Source organism: Streptomyces mabaensis, assembly GCF_053763515.1.
The window spans coordinates 1-23,308 of the sequence record NZ_JBSOPZ010000037.1 but is presented as its reverse complement, the minus strand read 5'-3'; the positions used below and the strand labels follow the sequence as shown (position 1 = coordinate 23,308).

Annotated in this window: 17 protein-coding genes and 1 pseudogene; 6 read left to right on the top strand and 12 right to left on the bottom strand. The window is 70.9% G+C overall.

Features of this window, described 5'->3' with window-relative positions:
- Positions 1-176: 176 nt before the first annotated feature.
- Positions 177-338 carry a hypothetical protein gene (locus tag ACWV17_RS27550; RefSeq protein ID WP_455361796.1) on the bottom strand — a complete coding sequence of 54 codons (162 nt, stop codon included), beginning with the start codon at positions 336-338 and terminating at the stop codon, positions 177-179.
- A 288-nt stretch (positions 339-626) separates the two neighbouring features.
- On the opposite strand from ACWV17_RS27550, the gene ACWV17_RS27545 reads away from it, so the two are divergent.
- A complete protein-coding gene (locus ACWV17_RS27545; protein ID WP_455357288.1) occupies positions 627-1,037 on the top strand; it encodes a hypothetical protein in 411 nt (136 codons plus the stop codon).
- Positions 1,038-1,113: 76 nt separating this feature from the next.
- On the opposite strand, the gene ACWV17_RS27540 is transcribed toward ACWV17_RS27545, so the two are convergent.
- The 6 genes and pseudogenes from ACWV17_RS27540 to ACWV17_RS27515 all read right to left on the bottom strand — a co-directional run bounded on the left by ACWV17_RS27540 (position 1,114) and on the right by ACWV17_RS27515 (position 10,773).
- Complete coding sequence (locus tag ACWV17_RS27540) at positions 1,114-2,130, bottom strand: serine/threonine-protein kinase (RefSeq protein WP_455361844.1); 1,017 nt, start codon at positions 2,128-2,130, stop codon at positions 1,114-1,116.
- 30 nt (positions 2,131-2,160) lie between these two features.
- Entirely contained in the window at positions 2,161-2,823 is a 663-nt protein-coding gene (locus ACWV17_RS27535) for a sarcosine oxidase subunit gamma (protein WP_455361795.1), read from the bottom strand.
- Positions 2,816-5,943 (bottom strand): annotated as a pseudogene (locus tag ACWV17_RS27530) (sarcosine oxidase subunit alpha family protein). Before ACWV17_RS27530 ends, ACWV17_RS27535 begins: the two are co-directional and overlap by 8 nt.
- Before the next feature lie 12 nt (positions 5,944-5,955).
- Entirely contained in the window at positions 5,956-7,188 is a 1,233-nt protein-coding gene (locus ACWV17_RS27525) for a sarcosine oxidase subunit beta family protein (RefSeq protein ID WP_455361794.1), read from the bottom strand.
- A gap of 69 nt (positions 7,189-7,257) precedes the next feature.
- Positions 7,258-9,696 (bottom strand): GcvT family protein, encoded by a 2,439-nt coding sequence (locus ACWV17_RS27520; protein ID WP_455361793.1) that lies wholly within the window; start codon positions 9,694-9,696, stop codon positions 7,258-7,260.
- A gap of 162 nt (positions 9,697-9,858) precedes the next feature.
- Positions 9,859-10,773 (bottom strand): 5,10-methylenetetrahydrofolate reductase, encoded by a 915-nt coding sequence (locus ACWV17_RS27515; RefSeq protein ID WP_455361792.1) that lies wholly within the window; start codon positions 10,771-10,773, stop codon positions 9,859-9,861.
- A 244-nt stretch (positions 10,774-11,017) separates the two neighbouring features.
- Here ACWV17_RS27515 and ACWV17_RS27510 point away from each other — a divergent pair, with 244 nt between their 5' ends.
- On the top strand, positions 11,018-11,812 hold the full coding sequence (locus ACWV17_RS27510) for an IclR family transcriptional regulator (RefSeq protein WP_455357284.1): 795 nt from the start codon (positions 11,018-11,020) through the stop codon (positions 11,810-11,812).
- 48 nt (positions 11,813-11,860) lie between these two features.
- Here the strand turns inward: ACWV17_RS27510 and ACWV17_RS27505 are convergent, their stop codons facing one another.
- Genes ACWV17_RS27505 through ACWV17_RS27495 form a run of 3 tightly spaced genes read right to left on the bottom strand, consistent with a single transcriptional unit; the run spans position 11,861 to position 14,597 of the window.
- The gene (locus ACWV17_RS27505) at positions 11,861-12,991 is read right to left on the bottom strand and encodes an aromatic ring-hydroxylating oxygenase subunit alpha (protein ID WP_455361791.1); all 1,131 of its coding nucleotides are present in this window, start codon (positions 12,989-12,991) and stop codon (positions 11,861-11,863) included.
- Positions 12,988-14,235: an NAD(P)/FAD-dependent oxidoreductase gene (locus ACWV17_RS27500; RefSeq protein WP_455361790.1), complete on the bottom strand. Its 1,248-nt coding sequence runs from the start codon at positions 14,233-14,235 to the stop codon at positions 12,988-12,990. Before ACWV17_RS27500 ends, ACWV17_RS27505 begins: the two co-directional genes overlap by 4 nt.
- Positions 14,232-14,597, bottom strand: a complete 366-nt coding sequence (locus ACWV17_RS27495; RefSeq protein WP_455357281.1) for a bifunctional 3-phenylpropionate/cinnamic acid dioxygenase ferredoxin subunit — start codon at positions 14,595-14,597, stop codon at positions 14,232-14,234. Before ACWV17_RS27495 ends, ACWV17_RS27500 begins: the two co-directional genes overlap by 4 nt.
- Before the next feature lie 249 nt (positions 14,598-14,846).
- Between ACWV17_RS27495 and purU the strand changes: the two genes are divergently transcribed.
- The 3 genes from purU to ACWV17_RS27480 all read left to right on the top strand — a co-directional run bounded on the left by purU (position 14,847) and on the right by ACWV17_RS27480 (position 20,734).
- Complete coding sequence (gene purU, locus ACWV17_RS27490; RefSeq protein ID WP_455361789.1) at positions 14,847-15,719, top strand: formyltetrahydrofolate deformylase; 873 nt, start codon at positions 14,847-14,849, stop codon at positions 15,717-15,719.
- A 67-nt stretch (positions 15,720-15,786) separates the two neighbouring features.
- On the top strand, positions 15,787-19,161 hold the full coding sequence (locus ACWV17_RS27485; protein WP_455361788.1) for a pyruvate carboxylase: 3,375 nt from the start codon (positions 15,787-15,789) through the stop codon (positions 19,159-19,161).
- 148 nt (positions 19,162-19,309) lie between these two features.
- The gene (locus ACWV17_RS27480; RefSeq protein ID WP_455361787.1) at positions 19,310-20,734 is read left to right on the top strand and encodes an amino acid permease; all 1,425 of its coding nucleotides are present in this window, start codon (positions 19,310-19,312) and stop codon (positions 20,732-20,734) included.
- Between the two features lie 33 nt (positions 20,735-20,767).
- Here the strand turns inward: ACWV17_RS27480 and ACWV17_RS27475 are convergent, their stop codons facing one another.
- Complete coding sequence (locus ACWV17_RS27475; RefSeq protein ID WP_455361843.1) at positions 20,768-21,289, bottom strand: DinB family protein; 522 nt, start codon at positions 21,287-21,289, stop codon at positions 20,768-20,770.
- A 148-nt stretch (positions 21,290-21,437) separates the two neighbouring features.
- Here ACWV17_RS27475 and ACWV17_RS27470 point away from each other — a divergent pair, with 148 nt between their 5' ends.
- A complete protein-coding gene (locus ACWV17_RS27470) occupies positions 21,438-21,824 on the top strand; it encodes an SSI family serine proteinase inhibitor (RefSeq protein ID WP_455357276.1) in 387 nt (128 codons plus the stop codon).
- Here ACWV17_RS27470 and ACWV17_RS27465 read toward each other — a convergent pair.
- A complete protein-coding gene (locus ACWV17_RS27465; protein WP_455361786.1) occupies positions 21,799-23,199 on the bottom strand; it encodes a serine hydroxymethyltransferase in 1,401 nt (466 codons plus the stop codon). The two genes, ACWV17_RS27470 and ACWV17_RS27465, sit on opposite strands and share 26 nt — an antisense overlap.
- Positions 23,200-23,308: the final 109 nt, after the last annotated feature.

Sequence of the window (23,308 nt, the reverse complement as noted above, 5' to 3'; positions counted from 1 at the left end):
CGACGACGTACCCGGCGCAACGCTTGTATCCGATTACGTCGTCGGAGCGCCGGCAGGAAGGGGAGCCGTGGAGCACTCCGACTACCTGCCTGCCGCGGACCTGTGCGCCGGCTTCCATCAGGGCGGAGCAGGGCTGCTCGGTCCGCCGCGAAGGGTGACCCGATAGCGGCAGGCGGTCAGCCCGCGTCCGGCTCGTCCTCATGCGCGGGGTCCTGCCGCTCCCTGCCGGACGACTCCTCGGGGCCGCGCGCGGTCCGGTCAGCGGACTTCCGGGCCTGCCGCTTCTCTTCCTCCAGCCGCTTGCGCACCTCTTCCGGCTTGTCTCCGAGCTGATTCATAACCGCCTCCCTCGTCGACATGGCCTGTCTCGCGGCAAGGGTCACACAGCTCCCGCACGGCCGCATGCCGAAATGGCCGAGCGGGCGTGGTGGCGACTTTTACCAAGATCAGTCGTGGGCGTCAAGCCACGTATTCCGGTGGCATGACGCGGTCTCGCTCTCAGGGTTTATTTGAAGCACGACCTCACCGGGAAATCCCCCGAAGAATACGAGGCCGAGAGAAGTATCCCAGCCCGCCCCTGCGGGACGGATTTATCAAATCCCCGTAATACCGAATGGAGAATTCCGATGACCCAGCGTTCCTCCTCCCGCCGCATCGTCCTCGCCGCCGCCACCCTCGCCCTCGCCGGCGGCGGACTCGCCCTCCCGGCCACCGCCATGGCCGCACCCGCCCCGCAGCACGCCGTCACCCTCACCCCCATGGACGACAGCGCCGACGGCATCGGCTCCAGCGGCAGCGCCACCGCCGAAACCAACACCGCCGGCGGCACCGCCACCACCGGCAGCGCCACCTCCGGCAGCAACAACGGCTGCCGCATCAAGTGCACCACCGGCAATGCCACCAGCGGCAACGCCGACGCGAGCGCGATCAACACCGGCGACACCATCGCCTCCTCCGGCGACGTCAAGGCACAGGGCGGAATCGTCGACAAGAAGCAGTTCAAGGACGATCTGAAGAAGAAGCTCGGAAAGAAGTAGCACCCCCCGAGCCCAAACCCGCCGGGCACCACCACACCCTCACAGCAGATGCCGGGAAGGCCCCCAGCCTTCCCGGCTAGCTGTATGGGCCGGGGCTGTAGGGGCCGGGCCGGTGGCGGAAGACCGGCTCGGCCCAGGCGGGTGGGTCCGGGGGCGGGCCGGGGTGGCCCAGTGGTGCGACGAGCCGGGGGTCCACCTGGGTCGGCGGATGACCGCCCTTGCCGGCAGGGGCCGCGCCCACCGCACGCAGCGCCGCCACGAACTCCAGGCAGGAGCCGTAACGGTCCTCCGGAAGCTTCGCCAGTGCCCTGGCCAGCACGGCGTCGAGGGCCGCCGCGGCCCCGGGCCGTTTCTCGGACAGCGCGGGCGGCTGGTCGTACTGGTGCGCCCACAGCAGCGCCATGTCTTCCTCGCGCTGGAAGGGCGGCTTGCCGGTCAGGGTTTCGAACACGACGCAGGCCAGGCTGTACAGGTCACACCGGCCGTCCACCGGACGGCCGGAGATCTGCTCCGGTGCCACATAGTCGAGGGTGCCGACGAACTCTCCCACGGTGGTGAAGCCGGTGAGTGACAGCGACTTCTTCGTCAGTCCGAAGTCCGTCAGATAGATGTGCTCGGGGTGGTCGCTGTCGGTGCCCTTGGCGACCAGGATGTTGCCGGGCTTGACGTCCCGGTGCACCAGGTCGTGGTCATGGGCCGCGTCCAGTGCCGACGCCACCTGGGCGGCGATACGGATCGCGGTCGCCACGGGGAGCGGGCCGTCCCGGTCGAGCAATGCCCGCAGGTCCAGCCCGGAGACGTAGCGCATGGCGATGTACAGCACGCCGTCGGTCTCCCCGGCCTCGAAGATCGGCACGATATGGGGATGGTCGATCGCGGCCGCCACCCGCGACTCGTGAGTGAAGCGGCGCCGGAAGGTGTCGTTGCGGGCGAGCTCCGGGGCGAGCAGTTTGAGCGCGACCGTACGGTCCAGACGCAGGTCCTTGGCACAGTAGACGACGGCCATGCCGCCCCGGCCGATCTCGCGCTCCACCCGGTAGCCCGCGATCTGCGTCCCGATCAAGCCGGACGGCCGGCCCGAGTACACGCTCATGTCACTCGACGCCGAATCCACCCCTGAATTCTATCCAGCCCTCCCCACCGGCGCCCCGCGCCACATCACCGGAGCGGACAGCGCGGACGTGTACTCCGAAGCGGCGTCGAGAAGCCATTCGGCCAGGTACCCCGCGAAGGACGAGCGCACCAGGACCAAGAATCCCGGTTTGTGCTCGTCCCGGCGGACGAGGACCACCTGCGCACGGGCCAGCGTGGTCTGTGCGCACCGGCCCGCCCCGAAGGAGTGCCGGTGCAGGTCGAGCGCGCAGCCGTGGGCCAGCAGGTCGGCGGCCGAGGAGCCGGCGACGAGCAGGGTGGTGCGCTGGGCCGAGACATCGACGACGGCTCCGGTGGCGCCGGCCTCCTCGACCGCCGCGCGCAGCCCCGCCCGGAGTTCGTACTGTGTCCCGGCGGGGCCGACGACGAGCCATTCGTCGGGCCCCAGCCAGAGCGCGGCCAACTCGCCGCCGCGCACGCAGGTGTTCGCCTCCAGCGGGAGCGGGAGTCCCAGGGCCAGTTCGACGGCGTCCGCCGCCGGGCCCTTGGGGTCGATGCGGACGTTGAGCTGGGCGAGGAAGGGGAGTTCCGCCAGGCGCAGCGCTCCGCCCGAGGCCCGGGTGGCGGCGGCGAACCGGTCCGCTGCGTGGGACAGCGGGCTCACCGGGTGTCGGCGGGTTGCGGTTTCAGCCATCGCGGCGTGCCCCCTCGGGGTCGTAGAGAACAGGGCTTGCGACCGTCACCGGGACCAGCGTGTCCCCCACCGGTGCGTACAGGCGCTCTCCGATGCGGTCCCGGCCGCCGCGGATCAGGGCGAGCGCGAAGGTCCGCCCGAGGGCGGCGCTGCGGTAGCTGGAGGTGACGTGTCCCAGCATCGGCACCGGTGGTGCGGGAAGGGTCTCGGTGGTGACGAGGTGGGTGCCCTCCGGCAGCAGGGTGGCGGGGTCGTCGGGGAGCAGGCCGACGAGGTGTTTGCGGTCGGGCCGGCTGGTGTCCGGCCGGGCGTACGAGCGCTTGCCGGTGAAGTCGGGCTTCTTCTTCGACACCACCCAGCTCATGCCGAGGTCCTGCGGTGTGACCGTGCCGTCGGTGTCCTGGCCGACGATCGGGTAGCCCTTCTCGGCTCGCAGGACGTGCATGGTTTCCGTGCCGTACGGCGTGATGCCGAGCTCGCGGCCCGCCTCGTACAGCGCCTCCCACAGCGCGAGGGCATCCCAGGCCTCGACGTTGGTCTCGTACGCAAGCTCCCCGGAGAAGCTGATCCGGCACACCCGCGCCGGGATCCCGGCGACCTCGGTGTCGCGCCAGGACATGAACGGGAAGCTGTCCGCGTCCACGGCGAGCTGCGGGGCGAGGCCGCCCAGCACCTCGCGGGAGCGGGGCCCGACCAGGGCGACGGTGGCCCACTGTTCGGTGACCGAGGTGCAGTGCACGCGCAGGTCGGGCCACTCCGTCTGGAGCCACTCCTCCATCCAGTCGAGTACGGCGGCGGCGTTGCCCGTCGTGGTGGTGACCAGGAAGTGGTCGTCGGCGACGCGGAGGACCGTGCCGTCGTCGAAGACCATGCCGTCCGGGCGGCACATCACGCCGTAGCGGATCATGCCGGTCTTCAGTGTGCTCATCATGTTGGTGTAGAGCCGGTCGAGGAGGATGCCGGCGTCCGGTCCCTGGACGTCGATCTTGCCGAGGGTGGAGGCGTCCATGAACGCGACGCCTTCGCGGGCGGCGCGGCATTCGCGGAGCACCGCCGTCGCCATGTCCTCGCCGTTCCGCGGGTAGTACCAGGGCCGTTTCCACTGGCCGACGTTCTCGAAGCGGGCGCCGTGCGTGACATGCCACGCGTGGAGCGCGGTGACCCTTACGGGATCGTGCAGCGCGCCCCGGTCACGGCCGGCGAGGGTGGCGAAGCCGACCGGCGCGTACGGGGCCCGGAAGGTCGTGGTGCCCAGGTCGCCGGGGTCGACGCCGAGCAGCTGTGCGACGACGCCGTTCGCGAGCACGCCCGAGGTCTTGCCCTGGTCGTTCGCCGTGCCTGCCGTGGTGTAGCGCTTGAGGTGCTCCACCGAGCGCAGTCCCGCCCCCGTCGCGCGGGCCAGGTCGTCGACGGTGACGTCGCGTTGGAGGTCGACGAAGTGGGTGGAGTAGCCCCCGCCCTCCGCCCCGGGCACGACGAACACGTGCATGGCGGGGGACCGGGGCTCCTCGGCGGCCGCCGGGAGCGGGAGCGGACCGGTGACGGCGAAGCCCTCGGCCTCGATCGCCCGGGATCCGGCCGCCGCGCCGTCGGTGAGGCAGCCGGGCAGGTCGGACACGCCCCGGGCGGAGCCGGCGACTTCGACCGCCTGACGGCAGCGGTCCGGGACGTACGATCCGAGCTCCGCGTCGTGGCGCAGCCGCCCTCCGGCCTGGCTGAACAGGTGCACGACCGGGTTCCATCCGCCCGCGACCAGGAGCAGGTCGGCGGTGATCTCGCCGCGCGCCGAGCCCTCGCCGAAGGGGGCCACGAGCACCGACGAGACCCGTGCTTCCCCCGTGGTGCCGGCCACGGCGTGCCCGGCGAGGACCTCGATTCCAGACCGCTGGGCGCGGCGCGCCCACTCCCCCGGTTCCGGCCGGGTGTCGATGACCGCCGCGATGTGCATACCCGCGTCGGCGAGATCGAGCGCGGCGGCGTAGCCGCTGTCGTTCGTGGTGAACACGACCGCGTGGCGCCCGGGGGCGACCCCGTAGCGGTTGACGTAGGTACGCGCGGCGCCGGCGAGCATGACGCCCGGCCGGTCGTTGTCGGCGAAGGCGACCGAGCGTTCGTGTGCGCCGGTGGCCAGGACGACCCGGCGGGCCCGGATGCGCCAGACCCGCTCGCGGGAGACGTGGGCGGGTGCCTCGGCGCCGAGGTGGTTGGTGCGGCGCTCGACGGCCAGCAGGTGGTTGTCGTCGTAGTAGCCGAAGACGGTGGTGCGGCGCAGCACTCGTACCTCGGGGGCGGCGTCGAGTTCGCGGCCGGCGGCGGCGGCCCACTCGGTGGCCGGTGAGCCGTCGAGTGTCTCGCGTGTGCCGAGCAGGCTTCCGCCGAGCTCGCTCTGGTCGTCCGCGAGGATCACGCGCGCTCCGCTGCGGGCGGCCGCGGCCGCTGCGGTGAGGCCGGCCGGTCCGCCGCCGACGACCAGGAGGTCGCAGTGGGCGTGTACGGCGTCGTAGCGTGCGGGGTCGGGTTCGGTGGCGAGCCGCCCCTGGCCGGGCAGGCTGCTCGCGGCGAGGCCGTCGTACAGCTCGACGGTGGTCGCCGGGAGCATCGGCTCGGGGAACGGCGCCTCAATCTGGATGACGGCGCCCGGCTCCTCGATGCCGGCGGAGAAGATGCCGCGCGGGCGGCCGAGCCTGATGCTGGTGCCGGTCTGGTGGACGCCGTTGGCGAGCAGCGCGGCGGCGAGCGTGTCGCCCCGGTACCCGGTGTACTCCACGCCGTCGAAGCGGAAGCTCAGCGGCTCGTCGCGGGAGATCCGTCCGCCGTGGGACAGTCGGAACGCTTGTGAGGTCATGCGATCACCGGCCTCGGTTCGCCGGTCCGGTAGACGGCGAGGATCTCGTTGGTCGCCGTGTCCCGGACGGCGTTGAACCAGCGGCGGCAGCCGTCCGCGTGGTTCCATCTCTCGGGGAAGGGTCCCCTGGGGTTGTCGCGGAAGAAGAGGTAGCGCGCCCATTCCTCGTCGGTGAGGGCCGCGGGGTCCTCGGGGTAGGGCACGTGCGCCTGTCCGCCGTAGTGGAACTCGGCCTCGTCGCGAGGACCGCACCAGGGGCATGGGATGAGCAGCATGGCATTCGCTCCTCAGTGGGCCACCGCGGCCGCGCCGTGCTCGTCGACGAGCGCGCCGGTGGTGAAGCGTTCGAGCGTGAAGGGGGCGTTGAGCGGGTGCGGCCGGTCGTGGGCGATGGTGTGTGCGAAGGCCCAGCCGACGCCGGGTGTGGCCTTGAAGCCGCCGGTGCCCCAGCCGCAGTTGAGGTAGAGCCGTTCGACGGGGGTGAGTCCGACGATCGGTGAGGCGTCGGGGCTGACGTCCACGATGCCGCCCCAGGTGCGCAGGACGTGGGCGCGGGCGAATACGGGGAACAGCTCCAGGGCCGCGGCCATCTGTCGTTCGATGATGTGGAACGCGCCGCGCTGGGTGTAGGAGTTGTACGCGTCGATGCCGGCGCCCATGACGAGTTCGCCCTTGTGCGCCTGGCTGACGTACACGTGCACCGCGTTCGACATGACGACGGTGGGGTGCACCGGTTCGAGCAGCTCGGACACCAGGGCCTGCAGCGGGTGGCTCTGGATCGGCACATCGAAGCCGGCCATCGAGGCGAGTACGGAGGAGTGGCCGGCGGCGCACAGGGCCACCTTGCCCGCGGTGATCGGGCCCAGCGAGGTGCGGACCCCGGTGACCCGGCCGTCCTGGATGTCGATGCCGGTGACCTCGCAGTTCTGGATGAGGTCGATACCGGCGGCGTCGGCGGCGCGGGCGAGGCCCCAGGCGACGTGGTCGTGCTTGGCGATGCCCGCGCGCGGCTGGTACGTGGCGCCCATGACCGGGTAGCGCACGTCCGGCGAGATGTTGACGATCGGGCAGGCCTCCTTGACCTGCTGCGGGTCGAGCCATTCGGCGTCCACGCCGTTGAGCCGGTTGGCCTCCACGCGGCGCACGCTGTCCCGTACGTCCTGGAGGCTGTGGGCGAGGTTCAGCACGCCGCGCTGGGAGAAGAGGATCGGGTAGTCGAGGTCGTCCTCGAGCCCCTCCCACAGCTTGAGGGCGTGTTCGTAGATTCCGGCGCTCTCGTCCCACAGGTAGTTGGACCGGATGATGGTGGTGTTGCGGGCCATGTTGCCGCCGGCGAGCCAGCCCTTCTCCAGTACGGCGACGTCGGTGATGCCGTGGTTCCTGGCCAGGTAGTGGGCGGTGGCGAGGCCGTGCCCCCCGCCGCCCACGATGACGACGTCGTAACGGCGCTTGGGCTCGGGTGTGCGCCACAGCCGGTCGGGGTGCTCGGGGAGGTCGGCGCCTGGGGTGCGGGGGCTCATCGCGCGTCTCCTGACAGGTGCGGGTGGAGAGGGGGTCGACGACATGGGCCGGGCTACTGCGGACAGGGCCTAGCCGCGCAGCCGGGACATGAACGGGTCGAACAGCGGCTCGTCCGCCACCCGCGCTGCCACGAGCTGATCGAAGTAGCCGATGTGCAGGGTGCGCCCGGTCGTGGCCAGCTCGGCGGGCAGCCAGGCGTAGGCGATGCCTTTGCCGATGGTGTAGCCGTACGCGGCGCTGGTGACGTAGCCGACCGGCCGCTCGCCGTCGTACACGGGCTCCTTGCCCATCACCACGGCCCTGGGATCGTCGATGGTCAGGCAGCTGAGGCGGCGGCGCACCGAGCCGGCGCGCCGCTCCAGCGCGGTGCGGCCGAGGAACTCGCCCTTGTCCGTCTTCACGGCGAAGCCGACACCGGCCTCGTACGGGTCGTGCTCGAATGTCATGTCGGTGCCGAAGGAGCGGTAACCCTTCTCCAGCCGCAGGCTGTTGAAGGCGCCCCGGCCCGCCGCGATGCCTCCGTGGGGCCTGGCCGCCTCCCAGAGGGTGTCCCACAGCTTCAGGCCCATGTCGGCGGTCGTGTACAGCTCCCAGCCGAGCTCGCCGACGTAGGACAGCCGCATCGCGGTGACCGGAACGGAACCGATGTGGGCGCGCTTGGCGCGGAAGTACTTCAGGCCGGCGTTCGAGAAGTCCTCGTCGGCCAGCGGCTGGAGCACCTCGCGCGCCTTCGGGCCCCACAGGCCGATGCAGCAGGTGCCGGCGGTGATGTCACGTACGGCGACGGAGCGGTCTTCGGGCAGGTGCCGGGTGAGCCAGTCGAGGTCCGCATTGCCGTTGGCGCCGACCTGGAAGTGGTCCCGGCCCAGCCGCGCGACCGTCACGTCGCTGCGGATGCCGCCGTTCGTGTCGAGCATCAGGGTGTACGTCACCGAGCCGACGGACTTGTCGACGTTCGCGGTGGTCAGGTACTGGAGGTACGCCGCGGCGCCGGGGCCGGTGACCTCCAGCCGCTTCAGTGCCGTCATGTCGTACATCGCGACGCTCTCCCGGGTGGCCTGGGCCTCGGCGCCGACGATCGGCGACCAGTACCGGGCGGCCCAGTCGTTCGGTGTCGGTATGTCCCGTCCGGCTACCAGGGGTTCGTTGGCGGCGTACCACTGCGGCCGCTCCCAGCCGGATGCCTCCAGGAAGAACGCGCCGAGTTCCTGCTGGCGCGGGTAGAAGGGGCTGGTCCGCAGCGGCCGCGGTGCGCCCGCCGGCTGGAGGGGGTGGAGGATGTCGTAGACCTCGGCGAAGTTCTGGCAGTCGCGGGCCAGGACGTAGTCGGGGGCGAGCTGGTGCGGTTCGAAGCGGTTGACGTCGCACTCGTGCAGGTCGAAGGCCGAGCAGTGGCCGTCGACGAGCCATTCGGCCATGGCGCGGCCGACCCCGGCCGAGTGGGTGACCCACACGGCCTCGGCGACCCAGAAGCCCTTCACGTCCGGTGACTCGCCCAGCAGGGGCATGCCGTCGGGGGTGAAGGAGAAGAGCCCGTTGATCCCTTCCTCGATCTTCGCTTCCTTCGTCGCGGGCAGGAGCGCCTGGGTTTCGGCCCACGCGTCGGCGAAGTCGTCCTCGGTGAACCGCAGGATCGAGGGCATCACCTCCGCGGCGTCCACCGGCGCGATGTCGTCCGCCGTGACCGGCATGGGGCGGTGGCCGTAGTACCCGATGCCGAGCCGGTCGAAGCGGTCGCGGTAGTACAGGTCCGCGTCCTGGTGGCGCAGGATGGGACGGACGGCCTCGGCCGCCTGCCCGGCGAGTGCCGGTACGGGGCCGGTCCACGCCAGCTGGTGCGCCAGCGGTGTCAGCGGAAGATTCATGCCCGCCATACGGGCGACCTTGGGCCCCCAGATGCCGGCGCAGCACACGACGATGTCCGCGGGGATCTCGCCCTGGTCGGTGACGACGGCGGTGACACGCCCGTCCTGCGCGGTGATGTCCAGGACCTCGTGGCGGGCGAGGAAGCGCACGCCGCGGGCGGTGGCAAGCCGGATCTGGGCCTCGACCGCGAGCACCGCCCTGGCCAGACCGTCGGTGGGGACCAGCAGGCCGCCCAGTACCCGGTCGCGGTCCACCAGCGGGTGCAGCTCGACGCACTCGTCGGGGCCGATCAGCCGGGCCTCGATGCCCCAGGCGGTGACCCAGCCGTGCCGGCGGCGGAGTTCGGTGAGCCGTTCCGGGGTGGTGGCGACCTCGAGGCCTCCTGTGGACAGGAAGCAGGGCTGTCCGTCGACGTCGAGTGCGGCGAGCTTCTCGATGGTGTAGCGGGCCATCTCCGTCATGGTCTTCGAGGGGTTGGCCTGGAACACCAGCCCTGGGGCGTGGGACGAGGACCCGCCGGTGGCGGGCAGCGGGCCCTGGTCGACGACCGTCACTTCGGTCCAGCCCCGGGAGGACAGTTCGTCGGCCAGCGCCGCCCCCACCACGCCCGCTCCGATGATGACCACCCGCGGTCCCGCCATCGCCGCACCTCCGGTCGAAGAAGCAGTTCAGTTGCTGTCAGCGCAACATGCATCAGGTTGCGCAACTCACACTGCCGGTCGTCAGGTGTGGTGTCAAGAGGAGCGCCTGGCCCGGGCGGGCGGCCCGGCCGCATGCGAAATTGTGCGCGCCGCCGACGTACGTCAAGAGTTCCGACGCCGGGTTGCCGGGCCGGACACCTCCTGGGCGGCGATGCGTTCGAGCATTCCCCGGCGCCAGCGTTCGGTCTCGGCGATCTGGTTGAAGGTGAACAGATGGAGTCCCGCCACGGACGCCTCGGGTGCGGTGAGCACGGCAGCGCTCCCGCGCAGCAGCCGGTCCGGCGCGTAGCCTCCCGGCGCCGCGAAGCGCAGGAACCAGGAGGGGTGCCGGGTCAGGAACCGCGCCGACTCCCCCACGCCGATCTTCGTCGCCATGGACAGCAGCTTCGCCCGCTGGACGGGACCGGCGACCCCCACATGGACCGGAAGCGTGATGTGCCGGCGGCGCAGCCGCCGGATCCAGTGGCCCAGTACCGCCGGATCGAAGCAGAGATTGCTGACGATGCACGTCGCGTGCGCCTGCTTGTCCCACATCGCCTGGACGGTGACGTCGTCGTCGATGAGCGGATGGCTCTCGGGATAGCCGGTGATACCGACGTGCGTGAACGGGCTGCCCAGTTCGGTCAGTCGCCGCAGCACGGGCAGCGCCGCGTCGTACGTGCCGGCCGGAGGATCCGCGTCGCCGGCCGGCACGAACACCTCGTCGATGCCGGCCGCCCGGAGCCGGTCGACGACGTCGCTCAGGTGCGCGTCGTCCACGAGCAGCCGGGCGGGCACATGCGGCACGACGCGGTACCCGTGCGCCGCCAGGCGCGTCGCGAGGTCCAGGGTCGGCGCGAGGCCCTTGGCAGGCGACGCGGTGACCGTGACCGGCACCTCGGGAGGGACCCACTGGAGGACCATGTCCTCGGTGGCCTTGGCCGGCAGGACCTCGTAGCGGACGCTGCGCAGCAGGTCCGGCAGGCCGCCCGGCCGGGGCGCCCGTACGGCCGTCTCGGGATACCGTGCACGTCGCATGGCGGGACCCTCGGATTACCGGGCGGGACCGGGCTGCCCCTGCCCGGTGGGGGTGTGCCTAGAGAACTCCGCCTGCTGTGGCTCCATGACTGCCTCCGGAGATCGCTCCCCGCTGCCGATACGCGGAGATGCTAGTACGTGTACCGCTATGCGCACCAGGTTGCGAGCGACGCAACCCTCGTTCTCCCTCTTCACTTCACGCGTCCACCATCACCGCGTTGTTTACCGCACGTATAGTTTCACTATGAGCAACTACAGCACCGCTATGGAAACCGCGGGGGCGGCCGGAGGAGTACAGTCCGTCGACCGCGCGGTCAGCGTCCTGGAGATCCTCGCCCAGCGCGGCGAGGCCGGCGTCAGCGAAGTGGCCGCCGAGATCGACGTCCACAAGTCCACCGCGTTCCGGCTGCTCGGCGCCCTGGAGGCGCGCGGTCTGGTCGAGCAGGCCGGCGAGCGCGGCAAGTACCGGCTCGGCTTCGGCATCGTGCGCCTGGCCGGTGCGGTGACCGGACGCCTCGACATCACCCAGCAGAGCCGTCCGGTCTGCGAGCGGCTCGCCGAGGAGATCGGGGAGACGGTCAATGTCGCAGTCCTGGAGTCCCACCACGCGATCAACCTCTTCCAGGTACGCGGCCCCGGTGCCGTCACCGCGCACAACTGGGTGGGGCAGCTGACGCCGCTGCACGCGACCTCCAGCGGCAAGATCCTCCTGGCCCAGCTCTCCACGAAGAGACGGGCGGCCCTGCTGGCGGAAGCCGGCCTGGAGAAACTGACGCCGCAGACCATCACCACCAAGGCCCGGCTGGGCAAGAGCCTCGACGAGGCCCTGGAGCTCGGGTACGCCCTCACCCTTGAGGAGTTCGAGATCGGGCTGCATGCCATCGCCGCGCCGATCCGCTCCATGGACGGTGATGTCGTCGCCGCCGTCAGCGCCTCGGGGCCGTCGTACCGGTTCACCGAGGAGCGCATGCACGAGATCGCCCCGGGGCTCCTCGCCGGAGCCCAGGAGATCAGTAACCGGCTGGGCTATCTGGGCTGACGCCGGGCTACCGGTCGGTGCCCGGGGCCCGGGCATGAGCGCCGGGCGTCAGGGCTGCCGCGTGCCCAGACGCGCGTGCACCCAGTCGTGGAACACACCGATGTGGTGCTCGCTGGGCACCAGGACGCCGCCCTTGGCGTACAGGCGCGAGCTCATCGCCGGCTGGCAGCGCTCGCAGGCGTCGAAGTCCTGCCGGTTGACACGGTCGAACAGCTCGACGGAGCGGCTGAGGTCCTTGCCGCTGTCCACCACCTCCCGGAGGTAGAGCCAGTCGCACTCGACGATGGTGCGGTCGGCGGCCACCGGGTACATCCGGTGGAAGATCACGTGGTCCGGCACCAGGTTGATGAAGACCTGTGGCTGGACGGTGATCGCGTAGTACCGGCGGTCCTGGTCCTCGGACACGGTGGGGATACGGTCCAGGCCCTCGCCGCCGTCGACGGTGAAGCCATTGACCTCCTCGCCGAACTCGGCGCCGTGGCCGACGTAGTACTGCGCGGCGTAGCCGTCCGCGAACTGCGGGAGCACCTCGGTCAGTTCGGGGTGGATGGTGGCGCAGTGGTAGCACTCCATGAAGTTCTCGATGATGAGCTTCCAGTTGGCCTTTACGTCGTAGACGATCCGCCTGCCGACCTCGAGGCCGGCGATGTCGTACCGGTCGATGCACTCCACGTCGCCCAGCCGGGCCACGACGTCGCCGATGACGTGCTCCTCGAAGGAGGGCGGGTCCTCCGCCAGGCACACCCACACGTAGCCGAGCCACTCGCGCACCTGCACCTCCACCAGGCCGTACTCGGCGCGGCCGACATCCGGCATCCCGGTCAGGTTCGGGGCGGCGATGAGCTTGCCGTCCATGCCGTACGTCCAGGCGTGGTAGGGGCACTGGAACGCCCGCTTGACCTGCCCGGATTCCTCGGTGCACAGCCGGGCGCCGCGATGCCGGCAGACGTTGAAGAACGCCCGGATCACCTGGTCGCGCGAGCGGGTCACCAGGATGCTCTCGCGCCCCACGTCCACGGTCCTGAAGGCCCCCGGGCCGGCCAGCTCGGCGGAGCGCGCGACGCAGAACCACATCGCCTCGAAGATGCGCTCCTGCTCCAGGCGGAAGATCTCCGGGTCCGTGTAGTGGCCGCCGGGAAGGGTGGCGATCAGGCTCTCCGGCAGCCCGGTCATTGTCACAGTGCACTCCTCGCTGGAGACGTCGTGATCGGGTCGTGAACGCTGTCGGTCCGGGCCTTGGCGGCGGTGGCCAGTTCCCGGCGCCGACGGGTGAACAGCCGCGCCTGGTTCATGCCGAGAACGGCGACCGGCCGGCCGTCGCGGCGGTAGACCGCGAGGAAGCTGCGGTCGGCCGGGGCACCTTCCTCCACCGTGACGCTGTCCGCGCCGGCGGCATGCCCGGCGAACTGGATCCGGACGCCGTACTGGTCGGACCAGAAGTAGGGCGGGCGGGGCGGTTCCGGCGCGGCCGCGCCACCGGAGAGCAGCGCGGTCACGGCGGCGGCCGGCCGCTCCAGGGCACCGGTCCAGTGCTCGACCCGGTGATGGACGCCGGCCGCGGGGTCGTACCAGGCCGCGCAGTCACCGACCGCGACGACGCCCGGGATACTGGTGCCGCCGGCCGCGTCGCACGTCACGCCGTTGTCCAGCGCGATACCGCAGCTCTCCAGCCACTCGACGCAGGGCCGCGCGCCCACCCCGACGACGACGGTGTCGGCCGGGATGCGGCGGCCGTCCTTCAGCAGGACCGCGTCCACACTCGCCCGGCCGGCGCCTGGAGCGCCTGGTGGCTTTCCGCCGATGCCCCGCACGCCGACGCCGCACAGCAGCCGGACGCCGTGGTCCGCGTGGAGCGAGGAGACGACGCCGCCCATCTCCGCCCCGAGCGGTCCGGTCAGCGGTGTGGGCGCCGCTTCGACCACCGTCACGTCGAGGCCTAGACCGTAGGCGGTCGAGGCGACCTCGGCGCCGATGAATCCGCCCCCGATGACGACCAGCCGGCCGCCGCATGCCAGGTCCGCGCGCAGCGCGCGGGCGTCGTCGACCGTACGCAGGACGTGTACGCCGGCCAGGCCCTCGCTCCCCGGCAGGGACCGAGCGGCGGCTCCGGTGGCGATCACGACCCCCTCGGCCCGCACCGAGCGGCCGTCGGCGAGCCGGACCGCGCGGTCGCCCCGGTCGAGCCCGACGGCCCGCGCACCGAGCACCCACTCGGCGTCCAGATCCTCGCCGTCCGCTTCGAGCCCGAGTGCGGACTCGTCGATCGCGCCGGCGAGGTACTCCTTGGACAACGGCGGCCTGTCGTAGGGGCGGTGGGACTCGTCGCCGATCAGGACGAGGCGTCCGTCGTAGCCCTGTCCGCGCAGCGAGCGGGCGGCCGAGAGGCCGGCGAGCGACGCGCCGACCACGGCCACGCTCTTCACGCCGGCTCTCCGGCCAGGCGTGCCACGGCGCAGGAGCGCGGGAGGTTCGGCGCCGCGTCGGACAGCAGCACGTAGACCACGCCGTCCTCGACGAGGACCTGGTGAGTACGCACGGGGAGCCTGGCCGGTGGTGAGTCGACGCCGCCGGTGCGCAGGTCGAACTTCGAAGCGTGCAGGGGGCACTCGACCTCGCACCCCTCCAGCCAGCCGTCGGACAGCGACGCGTCCTGGTGGGTGCAGGTGTCGTCGATGGCGAGGACCTCGCCATCCTCGGTGTGGAACACGGCGACAGGGGGGTCTGCTTCGAGCCGGTAGGCCTCGCCTCGCGGCAGATCCGCGAGACGGCACACGGGAATCATCATGACACCTCGGTGCGTATAGCGAAACGGAATGCGGTTGACGCAACATCAGTCTGGAGGCGGCTCCAGACCTTGTCAAGGCGTGGAACAGGACAGCAAAGGGGGTGTCGGGAGCGGCCTGGGACCAGGCGCCGGAGCCGTCGATTCCGCAAGCGCGACGCCCCGGCGCCCCCTTGACCGGGCCGGTGACCGGCGTGAAAATGTTGCGTATCACTCATCTTGTTGCGCATGATGCATCAACGGAGGACAGGTATGTCTCCTCGACCGCAACCCGGGCGCGAGTTCGTCCTCACCCTCTCGTGCCCCGACCGAGCGGGGCTGGTCCACGCCATCAGCGGCTTCCTGGTCCAGCACTCCGGCAACATCCTGGAGAGCCGGCAGTTCGACGACCGCCTGGAGGACCGCTTCTTCATGCGGGTGCATTTCGATGTGTCCGATCCCGGGACCGGGTTGGACCACCTGCGATACGGCTTCGGACCGGTGGCCGAGGCGTACCGGATCACCTGGCGGCTGCGCGACGCGTCGACTCCGACCCGCACCCTGATCATGGTGTCGAAGTTCGGGCATTGTCTGAACGACCTGCTGTTCCGCCGGCGCACCGGCGCGCTCAACATCGAGATCCCGGCGATCGTCTCCAACCACCGCGACTTCGAACCGCTGGCGGAGAGTTACGGCATCCCGTTCCACCACATCCCGGTAACCCGCGAGACGAAGGCCGACGCGGAGGCGCGCCTGCTGGAGCTGGTCGGCACACTGGACGTCGACCTCGTCGTGCTCGCCCGCTACATGCAGATCCTCTCGGACGACCTGTGCAAGCAGCTGGACGGCCGGGCCATCAACATCCACCACTCGTTCCTGCCCGGCTTCAAGGGCGCACGGCCGTACGTCCAGGCGCACCAGCGCGGCGTGAAGCTCGTCGGCGCCACGGCGCACTACGTGACCCCGGACCTGGACGAGGGACCGATCATCGAGCAGGACGTCGTCCGCGTGGACCACTCGCGCGACCCGGACGACCTGGTCACCGTCGGCCGGGACGTCGAGGCGCGGGTTCTGGCCCGCGCGGTGGAGTGGCACAGCGAGAGCCGGGTAATGGTCAACGGCAGCCGCACTGTCGTCTTCCGCTGAGTACTCTCGCACCCTGGAACCGGCGCTCCGCGGTCCCACCGTCATCCGAAGAAGGGAGCGATGAGCCATGTTCCGCAAGGTGCTGGTCGCCAACCGTGGTGAGATCGCCATCCGCGCGTTCCGCGCCGGCTACGAGCTGGGCGCGGGAACGGTCGCCGTGTTCCCGCACGAGGACCGCAACTCGCTGCACCGGCTGAAAGCCGACGAGGCTTACGAGATCGGGGAACCGGGGCATCCGGTGCGTGCCTATCTCTCCGTCGAGGAGATCGTCCGCGCGGCGCGCACGGCGGGTGCCGACGCGGTCTACCCCGGGTACGGCTTCCTGTCCGAGAACCCCGACCTCGCGCGCGCGTGCGAGGAGGCGGGTATCGCGTTCGTCGGCCCGAGCGCGGAGATCCTCGAACTGACCGGGAACAAGGCGCGCGCGGTGGCCGCGGCCCGTGCGGCCGGTGTCCCGGTGCTCGGTTCCTCGGCGCCCTCCGCCGATGTGGACGAGCTGGTCCGGGCCGCCCAGGAGCTGGGCTTCCCGGTGTTCGTCAAGGCCGTCGCCGGTGGCGGCGGGCGGGGTATGCGAAGGGTCGAGGACCCGGAGATGCTGCGCGAGTCCATCGAGGCGGCCGCCCGCGAGGCCGAGTCCGCCTTCGGTGACCCGACCGTCTTCCTGGAGAAGGCCGTCGTCGACCCCCGGCACATCGAGGTGCAGATCCTCGCCGACGGCGAGGGCAACGTCATCCACCTGTTCGAGCGTGACTGTTCGCTGCAGCGCCGCCACCAGAAGGTGATCGAGCTCGCGCCCGCGCCCAACCTCGACCCGGCGCTGCGCCAGCGGATCTGCGACGACGCGGTGAAGTTCGCCCGGCAGATCGGCTACCGCAACGCGGGCACCGTGGAGTTCCTGCTCGACCGCGGCGGCCGGTACTTCTTCATCGAGATGAACCCGCGGATCCAGGTCGAGCACACGGTGACCGAGGAGGTCACCGACGTCGATCTCGTACAGGCACAGCTGCGGATCGCCGCCGGCGAGACGCTGGCCGGCCTCGGGCTGACGCAGGAGACCGTCCGCCTGCGCGGCGCCGCGCTGCAGTGCCGGATCACCACCGAGGACCCGGCCAACGGCTTCCGCCCGGACACCGGCATGATCAGCGCCTACCGCTCGCCGGGCGGCGCGGGTATCCGCCTCGACGGCGGCACCGCCCACGCCGGCACGGAGATCAGCGCGCACTTCGACTCGATGCTGGTCAAGTTGACCTGCCGGGGCCGGGACTTCAGCACCGCGATCGGCCGCGCCCGGCGTGCCGTGGCCGAGTTCCGCATCCGCGGTGTGTCCACGAACATCCCGTTCCTGCAGGCCGTGCTGGACGATCCGGATTTCCGGGCCGGCCGGGTCACCACGTCGTTCATCGAGCAGCGGCCGCAGCTGCTGACCGCGCGGCACTCCGCCGACCGCGGCACGAAGCTGCTCACCTACCTCGCCGACGTCACGGTGAACAAGCCCTACGGCGAGCGGCCCCGGCTGACCGACCCGGCCACGAAACTGCCGCCACTGCCCGCTGCCGAGCCGCCGGCCGGCTCCAAGCAGAAGCTCGACGAGCTCGGCCCGGAGGGTTTCGCGCGGTGGCTGCGCGCTTCGCCGACGATCGGCGTCACCGACACCACCTTCCGTGACGCCCATCAGTCGCTGCTCGCCACCCGGGTCCGTACGAAGGACCTGCTCGCCGTGGCCCCGGTGGTGGCCCGGACCGTCCCGCAGCTGCTGTCCCTGGAATGCTGGGGCGGCGCCACCTACGACGTCGCCCTGCGCTTCCTCGCCGAGGACCCCTGGGAGCGCCTCGCCGAGCTGCGCGCGGCGGTACCCAACATCTGTCTGCAGATGCTGCTGCGCGGCCGCAACACCGTGGGCTACACGCCGTACCCGACCGAGGTGACCCGCGCCTTCGTGGAGGAGGCCACGGCCACCGGCATCGACATCTTCCGGATCTTCGACGCGCTCAACGACGTCGGTCAGATGCGGCCGGCCATCGATGCCGTACGGGAGACCGGATCGGCGGTCGCCGAGGTCGCGCTGTGCTACACCTCCGACCTCTCCGACCCGTCGGAGAAGCTGTACACGCTGGACTACTACCTCAGGCTGGCCGAGCAGATCGTGGGCGCGGGCGCGCACGTGCTGGCGGTCAAGGACATGGCGGGGCTGCTGCGCGCTCCGGCAGCGGTGAAGCTCGTCTCCGCACTGCGCAGGGAGTTCGACCTGCCGGTGCACATCCACACGCACGACACCGCCGGCGGCCAGCTCGCCACCTATCTCGCGGCGATCCAGGCCGGAGCGGACGCGGTGGACGGGGCGGTGGCCTCCATGGCGGGCACCACGTCACAGCCGTCCCTGTCGGCGATCGTCGCCGCGACCGACCATTCCGACCGGCCGACCGGGCTGGATCTGCGCACGGTCGGTGACCTCGAACCGTACTGGGAGACCGTACGCAAGATCTACGCGCCGTTCGAGGCGGGCCTCGCGTCGCCGACCGGACGTGTGTACCACCATGAGATCCCCGGCGGGCAGCTGTCCAACCTCCGGACGCAGGCGATCGCACTCGGCCTCGGCGACCGCTTCGGGGAGATCGAGGCGATGTACGCCGCAGCCGACCGGATCCTCGGCCACCTGGTGAAGGTCACGCCGTCGTCGAAGGTGGTCGGCGACCTGGCACTGCACCTGGTCGGGGCCGGGGTGTCGCCGGAGGACTTCGAGGCCGAGCCGAACACCTTCGACATCCCGGACTCGGTGATCGGGTTCCTGCAGGGCGAGCTGGGCAACCCGCCGGGCGGTTGGCCGGAGCCGTTCCGCAGCAAGGCGCTTCAGGGCCGCACCAGTGCCAAGCCGATGCGGGAGCTGTCCGAGGAGGACCGCGAACAGCTGGGGAAGGACCGGCGGGCGACGCTGAACCGGCTGCTGTTCCCCGGGCCGACGAAGGACTTCGACACACACCGTCAGGCCTATGGCGACACCAGTGTGCTGGACAGCAAGGACTTCTTCTACGGGCTCCGTCCGAGGAAGGAGTACACGGTCGACCTCGAGCCCGGTGTCCGGCTGCTCATCGAACTGGAAGCCATCGGCGAGGCCGACGAACGGGGCATGCGCACCGTGATGGCGGCGTTGAACGGCCAACTGCGCCCGATCCAGGTGCGTGACACCTCGGTGGCCTCCGACATCCCGGCGACCGAGAAGGCCGACAAGTCCAACCCCGCCCATGTCGCGGCACCGTTCGCCGGCGTGGTCACGCTGACGGTCGCCGAGGGCGACGCGGTCCAGGCGGGTGCCACCGTGGCCACCATCGAAGCGATGAAGATGGAAGCCACCATCACCGCCCCGATGGCCGGGAGCGTGTCCCGTCTTGCCATCAACTCGATCCAGCAGGTGGAGGCCGGCGACCTTCTCATCGAACTCTCCTAGCCCGGACAGGACCCAGAGCCCGGAGCAACTGGGATTGGCGGCGCGGACAACCGCGTGGCCGCTTTCGTGACCGGGGGGCCTCGGCCATCATGATCCGTCGTCAGCCGATGTCGTCCGCAACGAAGTCGTCCGCAAAGAGGTGACGTCCATGGCCGGGTACCGGATGGGACACGGCGTTCTGCGCCGCAAGCCCATCGAGCAGATCGAAGAGCCCGACGTCCATCAGCGGCTGACCCGGACCCTGGGGCTCTGGCAGCTGACCGCGATCGGTGTCGGCGGCATCATCGGCGCGGGCATCTTCAGCCTGGCGGGTGCCGTCGCCAATGGCACCGCGGGACCGGCCGTGCTGGTGTCGTTCCTGGTCGCGGGCATCGCGAGCGCGGCGGCCGCCTTCTCGTACGCCGAGTTCGCCGGCATGATCCCGAAGGCCGGGTCGGCGTACACCTACGGCTACGCGGTCCTCGGTGAGCTCGCGGGCTGGTTCATCGGCTGGGATCTTCTGCTGGAGTACACGGCCATCGTGGCGGTCGTCGCCATCGGGATCTCCGGGTACTTCAACTTCCTGGTCGAGGCGACGGGTGCCGACCTGCCGGCCTGGATGCTGGGAGCACCGGGAACCGGCGAGGGTCACCAGGTGGATCTGTTCGCGGCGGTGCTGTGTCTGCTGATCGCCTATCTGCTCACCCTCGGCATCAAGAACGCGGCTCGTTTCGAGACGGTCGTGGTGGTACTGAAGGTACTGGTGGTGCTGGTGGTGATCTTCGTGGGTATGGTCCACATCGACACCGCCAACTACGACCCCTTCTTCCCGTTCGGCGTCGGCGGGGCGTTCACCGGCGCCGCGACCGTCTTCTTCGCGGTCTTCGGATACGACGCGATGTCGACGGCCGCCGAGGAGTCCAAGGACGCGCAGCGGCACATGCCGAAGGCGATCGTGTACTCGCTCGCGATCTCGATGGTGCTGTACGTGCTGGCCTGCCTGGTGCTGACGGGCATGCAGAACTACCGGGAGATCGACAGGGAGAGCGGCTTCTCGTCGGCCTTCGAGTCGGTGGGTCTGGGCGGGCTCGCCAATGTGATCGCGGTCGGCGCCATCATCGGCATCCTCACGGTCATGTTCACCTTCATGCTGGGCGTCACCCGGGTGTGGTTCGCCATGAGCCGGGACGGGCTGCTGCCGAAGTGGTTCGCGAAGACGCACGAGACCCGGCACGTGCCGACCAGGGTGACGTGGATCGTCGGTGTCGCCTCGGCGGTGATCGCCGGATTCCTGCCGATCGGAGAGGCGGCCGAGCTTACCAACATCGGCATCCTGCTGGCGTTCGTGGTGGTGTGCATCGCGGTGATCGTGCTGCGCTACCGACGGCCCGAACTGCCGCGCACCTTCCGCTGCCCGGGGATGCCGGTGGTCCCCGCGCTCGGTGTGATCTTCTCGATCTGGCTGATCACGTTCCTGCAGTGGCAGACCTGGGCGCGGTTCTCGGTCTGGTTCCTGCTCGGCCTGGTCGTCTACTTCTCGTACTCGTACCGGAAATCGGAGCTGGCCAAGGCGGAGGCGGACGGGATGACATGACGGCTGCCCGGCCCGGTGCCGGCCGGTACCCCTCTACTGGCCCACTCTGCCGTCGCTCCGCTCCCGCAGGAAGTCGGCGTGGCCGTTGTGCCTCGCGTACTCCTCGATCATGTGCACCAGCACCTCGCGCAGCGAGATCGGTTCCTGCCCGTTGAGGCCGGTGGCTGCGAGGTCGGGCGCCTCGGCCACGAACCGTTCCGCGAAGGCGACTTCCGCCCGCCAGGTGTCCCACGCCTGCGCGACCACCTCGGGATCGGGCACCGCGCCGTTGAAGTCCGCGTCGCGGTCGCCATCGGTGCGGTAGTGCGGCGGCGCGTCCTGCCCGGCCAGCACCCGCCGGAACCACTTGCGCTCCACTTCGGCCATGTGCCGCACGAGGCCCAGCAGCGAGAGGATGGACGGCTCCACCGAGCGGCACGCCATGGCGGCGGCATCGAGCCCGGCGCACTTCATCTCCAACGTCAGGCGCTGGTCGCGCAGATAGCCGGTCAGGGTGGCGCGCTCGCCCTCGAACCCGCCGTCGGTGCGCGGATCCTCATCGGGGTCCAGGAACATGTTGGACCAGGCGCAGCGCCGGGCGGGCTGATCGTGTGCGGGATGCGTGTCGGCAGTGTGGGACATGCTTATGAGCATCGGCGATCCGCGCCGGGTCCGCCACGAAATTCCGGCGTGACCGACAGCGTTCACCCTCGTTTGCCTGATCATGAAGATCAGGACAGGTGCCGCTGTGGCGGCCATTCTGCTGGGCAGCACACTGACAGGTACCGCGAACGCCGCCGCAGCCGACGCCGGCGCGGGCATGTTCCTCACCGTGTCGGGCAGCGAGAACACCTGGATCCGCGGCGTCCTGCTGCACTGCGATCCCCCCGGCGGCTCCCACCCCGCGGCGGAAGCCGCCTGCGCCGACCTGGCCGCGGCCGGCGGCGACTTCGACGCCCTGCCGGGCGACCCCCACCGATGCACCAAGGAGTACGACCCGGTCACGGCGACCGCCACGGGCACCTACAACGGCCGGCCGGTCGCCTGGCATCGGACCTTCCCCAACGCCTGCGTCATGGACGGCATCACCGGCCCGGTCTTCCGCTTCTGAGAGGATGACGGGCCGTCAGCGCGGTCACTCTCGCGCGCAGGGCGGACAGTGCCGTGGCGCCGGGATCGTGCGCGAGTGCGCGGGCAACGACGTCCGCGGCCTCGCGGAAGGCCGCGTCGTCGAACTCGCGGCCCGCCAGGGCGGCGGTCCCGATGCACAGTCCGGAGCGGGCCGTCGACGGACCGGGATCGGCCGGCATCGCGGTGCGGTCCACGGTGATGCCGAGTGAGTGCAGCCGGTCCGCGGCATGGCCGCTGTCGAGTGCGGCGGCACGGAGGTCGACGAGTACGACGTGTGTCTCGGTGGCGCCGGTGAGCACCCGGATTCCGGTCTCGGCCACATCGTCGGCGACGAGTCGGCCGGCGAGAATGCGGGCACCGCGCAGTGCGTGCCGCTGCCGCTCGCGGAACGCAGGCGTTGCGGCGATCCGCAGGGCGACGGCCCGGGCCGCCGTGATGTCGTCGAGCCCGTCGTTCTCCGGCCGGTGGGGAACGGCCGAGTTGAGGCGGGCCGCGACGTACGCGTCGTTCGTGAGGAGCATCCCGCCCGGCGGGCCGCCGAGGGTCTGGGGGGAGGCGGTGACGACATGGGCGTGGGGCACGGGGCTGGGGTGCAGGCCCGCCGCGACGAGGCCGGTGGCGTGCGCCATGTCGACCAGCAGCAGGGCGCCGACCTCGTCGGCGATCCGCCGGAACCGTTCGTAGTCCGGCCGTCGCGGATGGGCCGACCCGCCCGCGACGATCATCTTGGGCAGATGGGCGCGCGCGAGCCGGTGGACCTCCGCCATGTCGACGAGGCCGTCGGTGGTGCGGAGGCTATAAGGGATGGCGTCGTACAGCTGCCCCGGGTGGCCGTGCCGCCTGCCGGCGAGTCCGCTCCCGCCGGGCGCCATCGCGTCCGGCACGAGCACGGTGTCCCCGGGAGCGAGCAGGGCGGAGAGGGCCGCGGCGTGGGCCTGTCCTCCCGAGTACGGCCGTACATCGGCATACGCGGCGCCGAACAGGGCCCTTGCCCGTTCGACGGCGAACCGGCCGACGGCATCGGCGCGTTCGGGGCCAAGCGGGCCGAGGGGGCTCACGGGACTGCCAGGGCTGACGGGCGTACGGCGCCGGGGGTCGCCGCCCTCGGCGTACGTACCGGTCGTCGAGGTGCTCAGGGCCTGCCGCACCGCTACGGGTGCGATGTTCGCCAGGGCGGTCATCTCCAGGGTCCGCCGGCGGCGTTCCACCCGTGCGGACAGGGCTGCGGCGATCTCGGGGTCCGCGTCGGCGAGGTCCGCGTCGAAGGGGACCGTGGAGGCCGCCCGGTCACCGGTCGACGCGGTGCCGGACGAAAACACGGTCCCTGTGGGAACCGCGGGTGCGGGCGCTGCCATGGGTGTGCGCTCCTCTCGGGAGGTGGATGGCGTCAGCATTCGATGACGTTGACGGCGAGGCCGCCGCGGGCGGTCTCCTTGTACTTGACCTTCATGTCCGCGCCGGTCT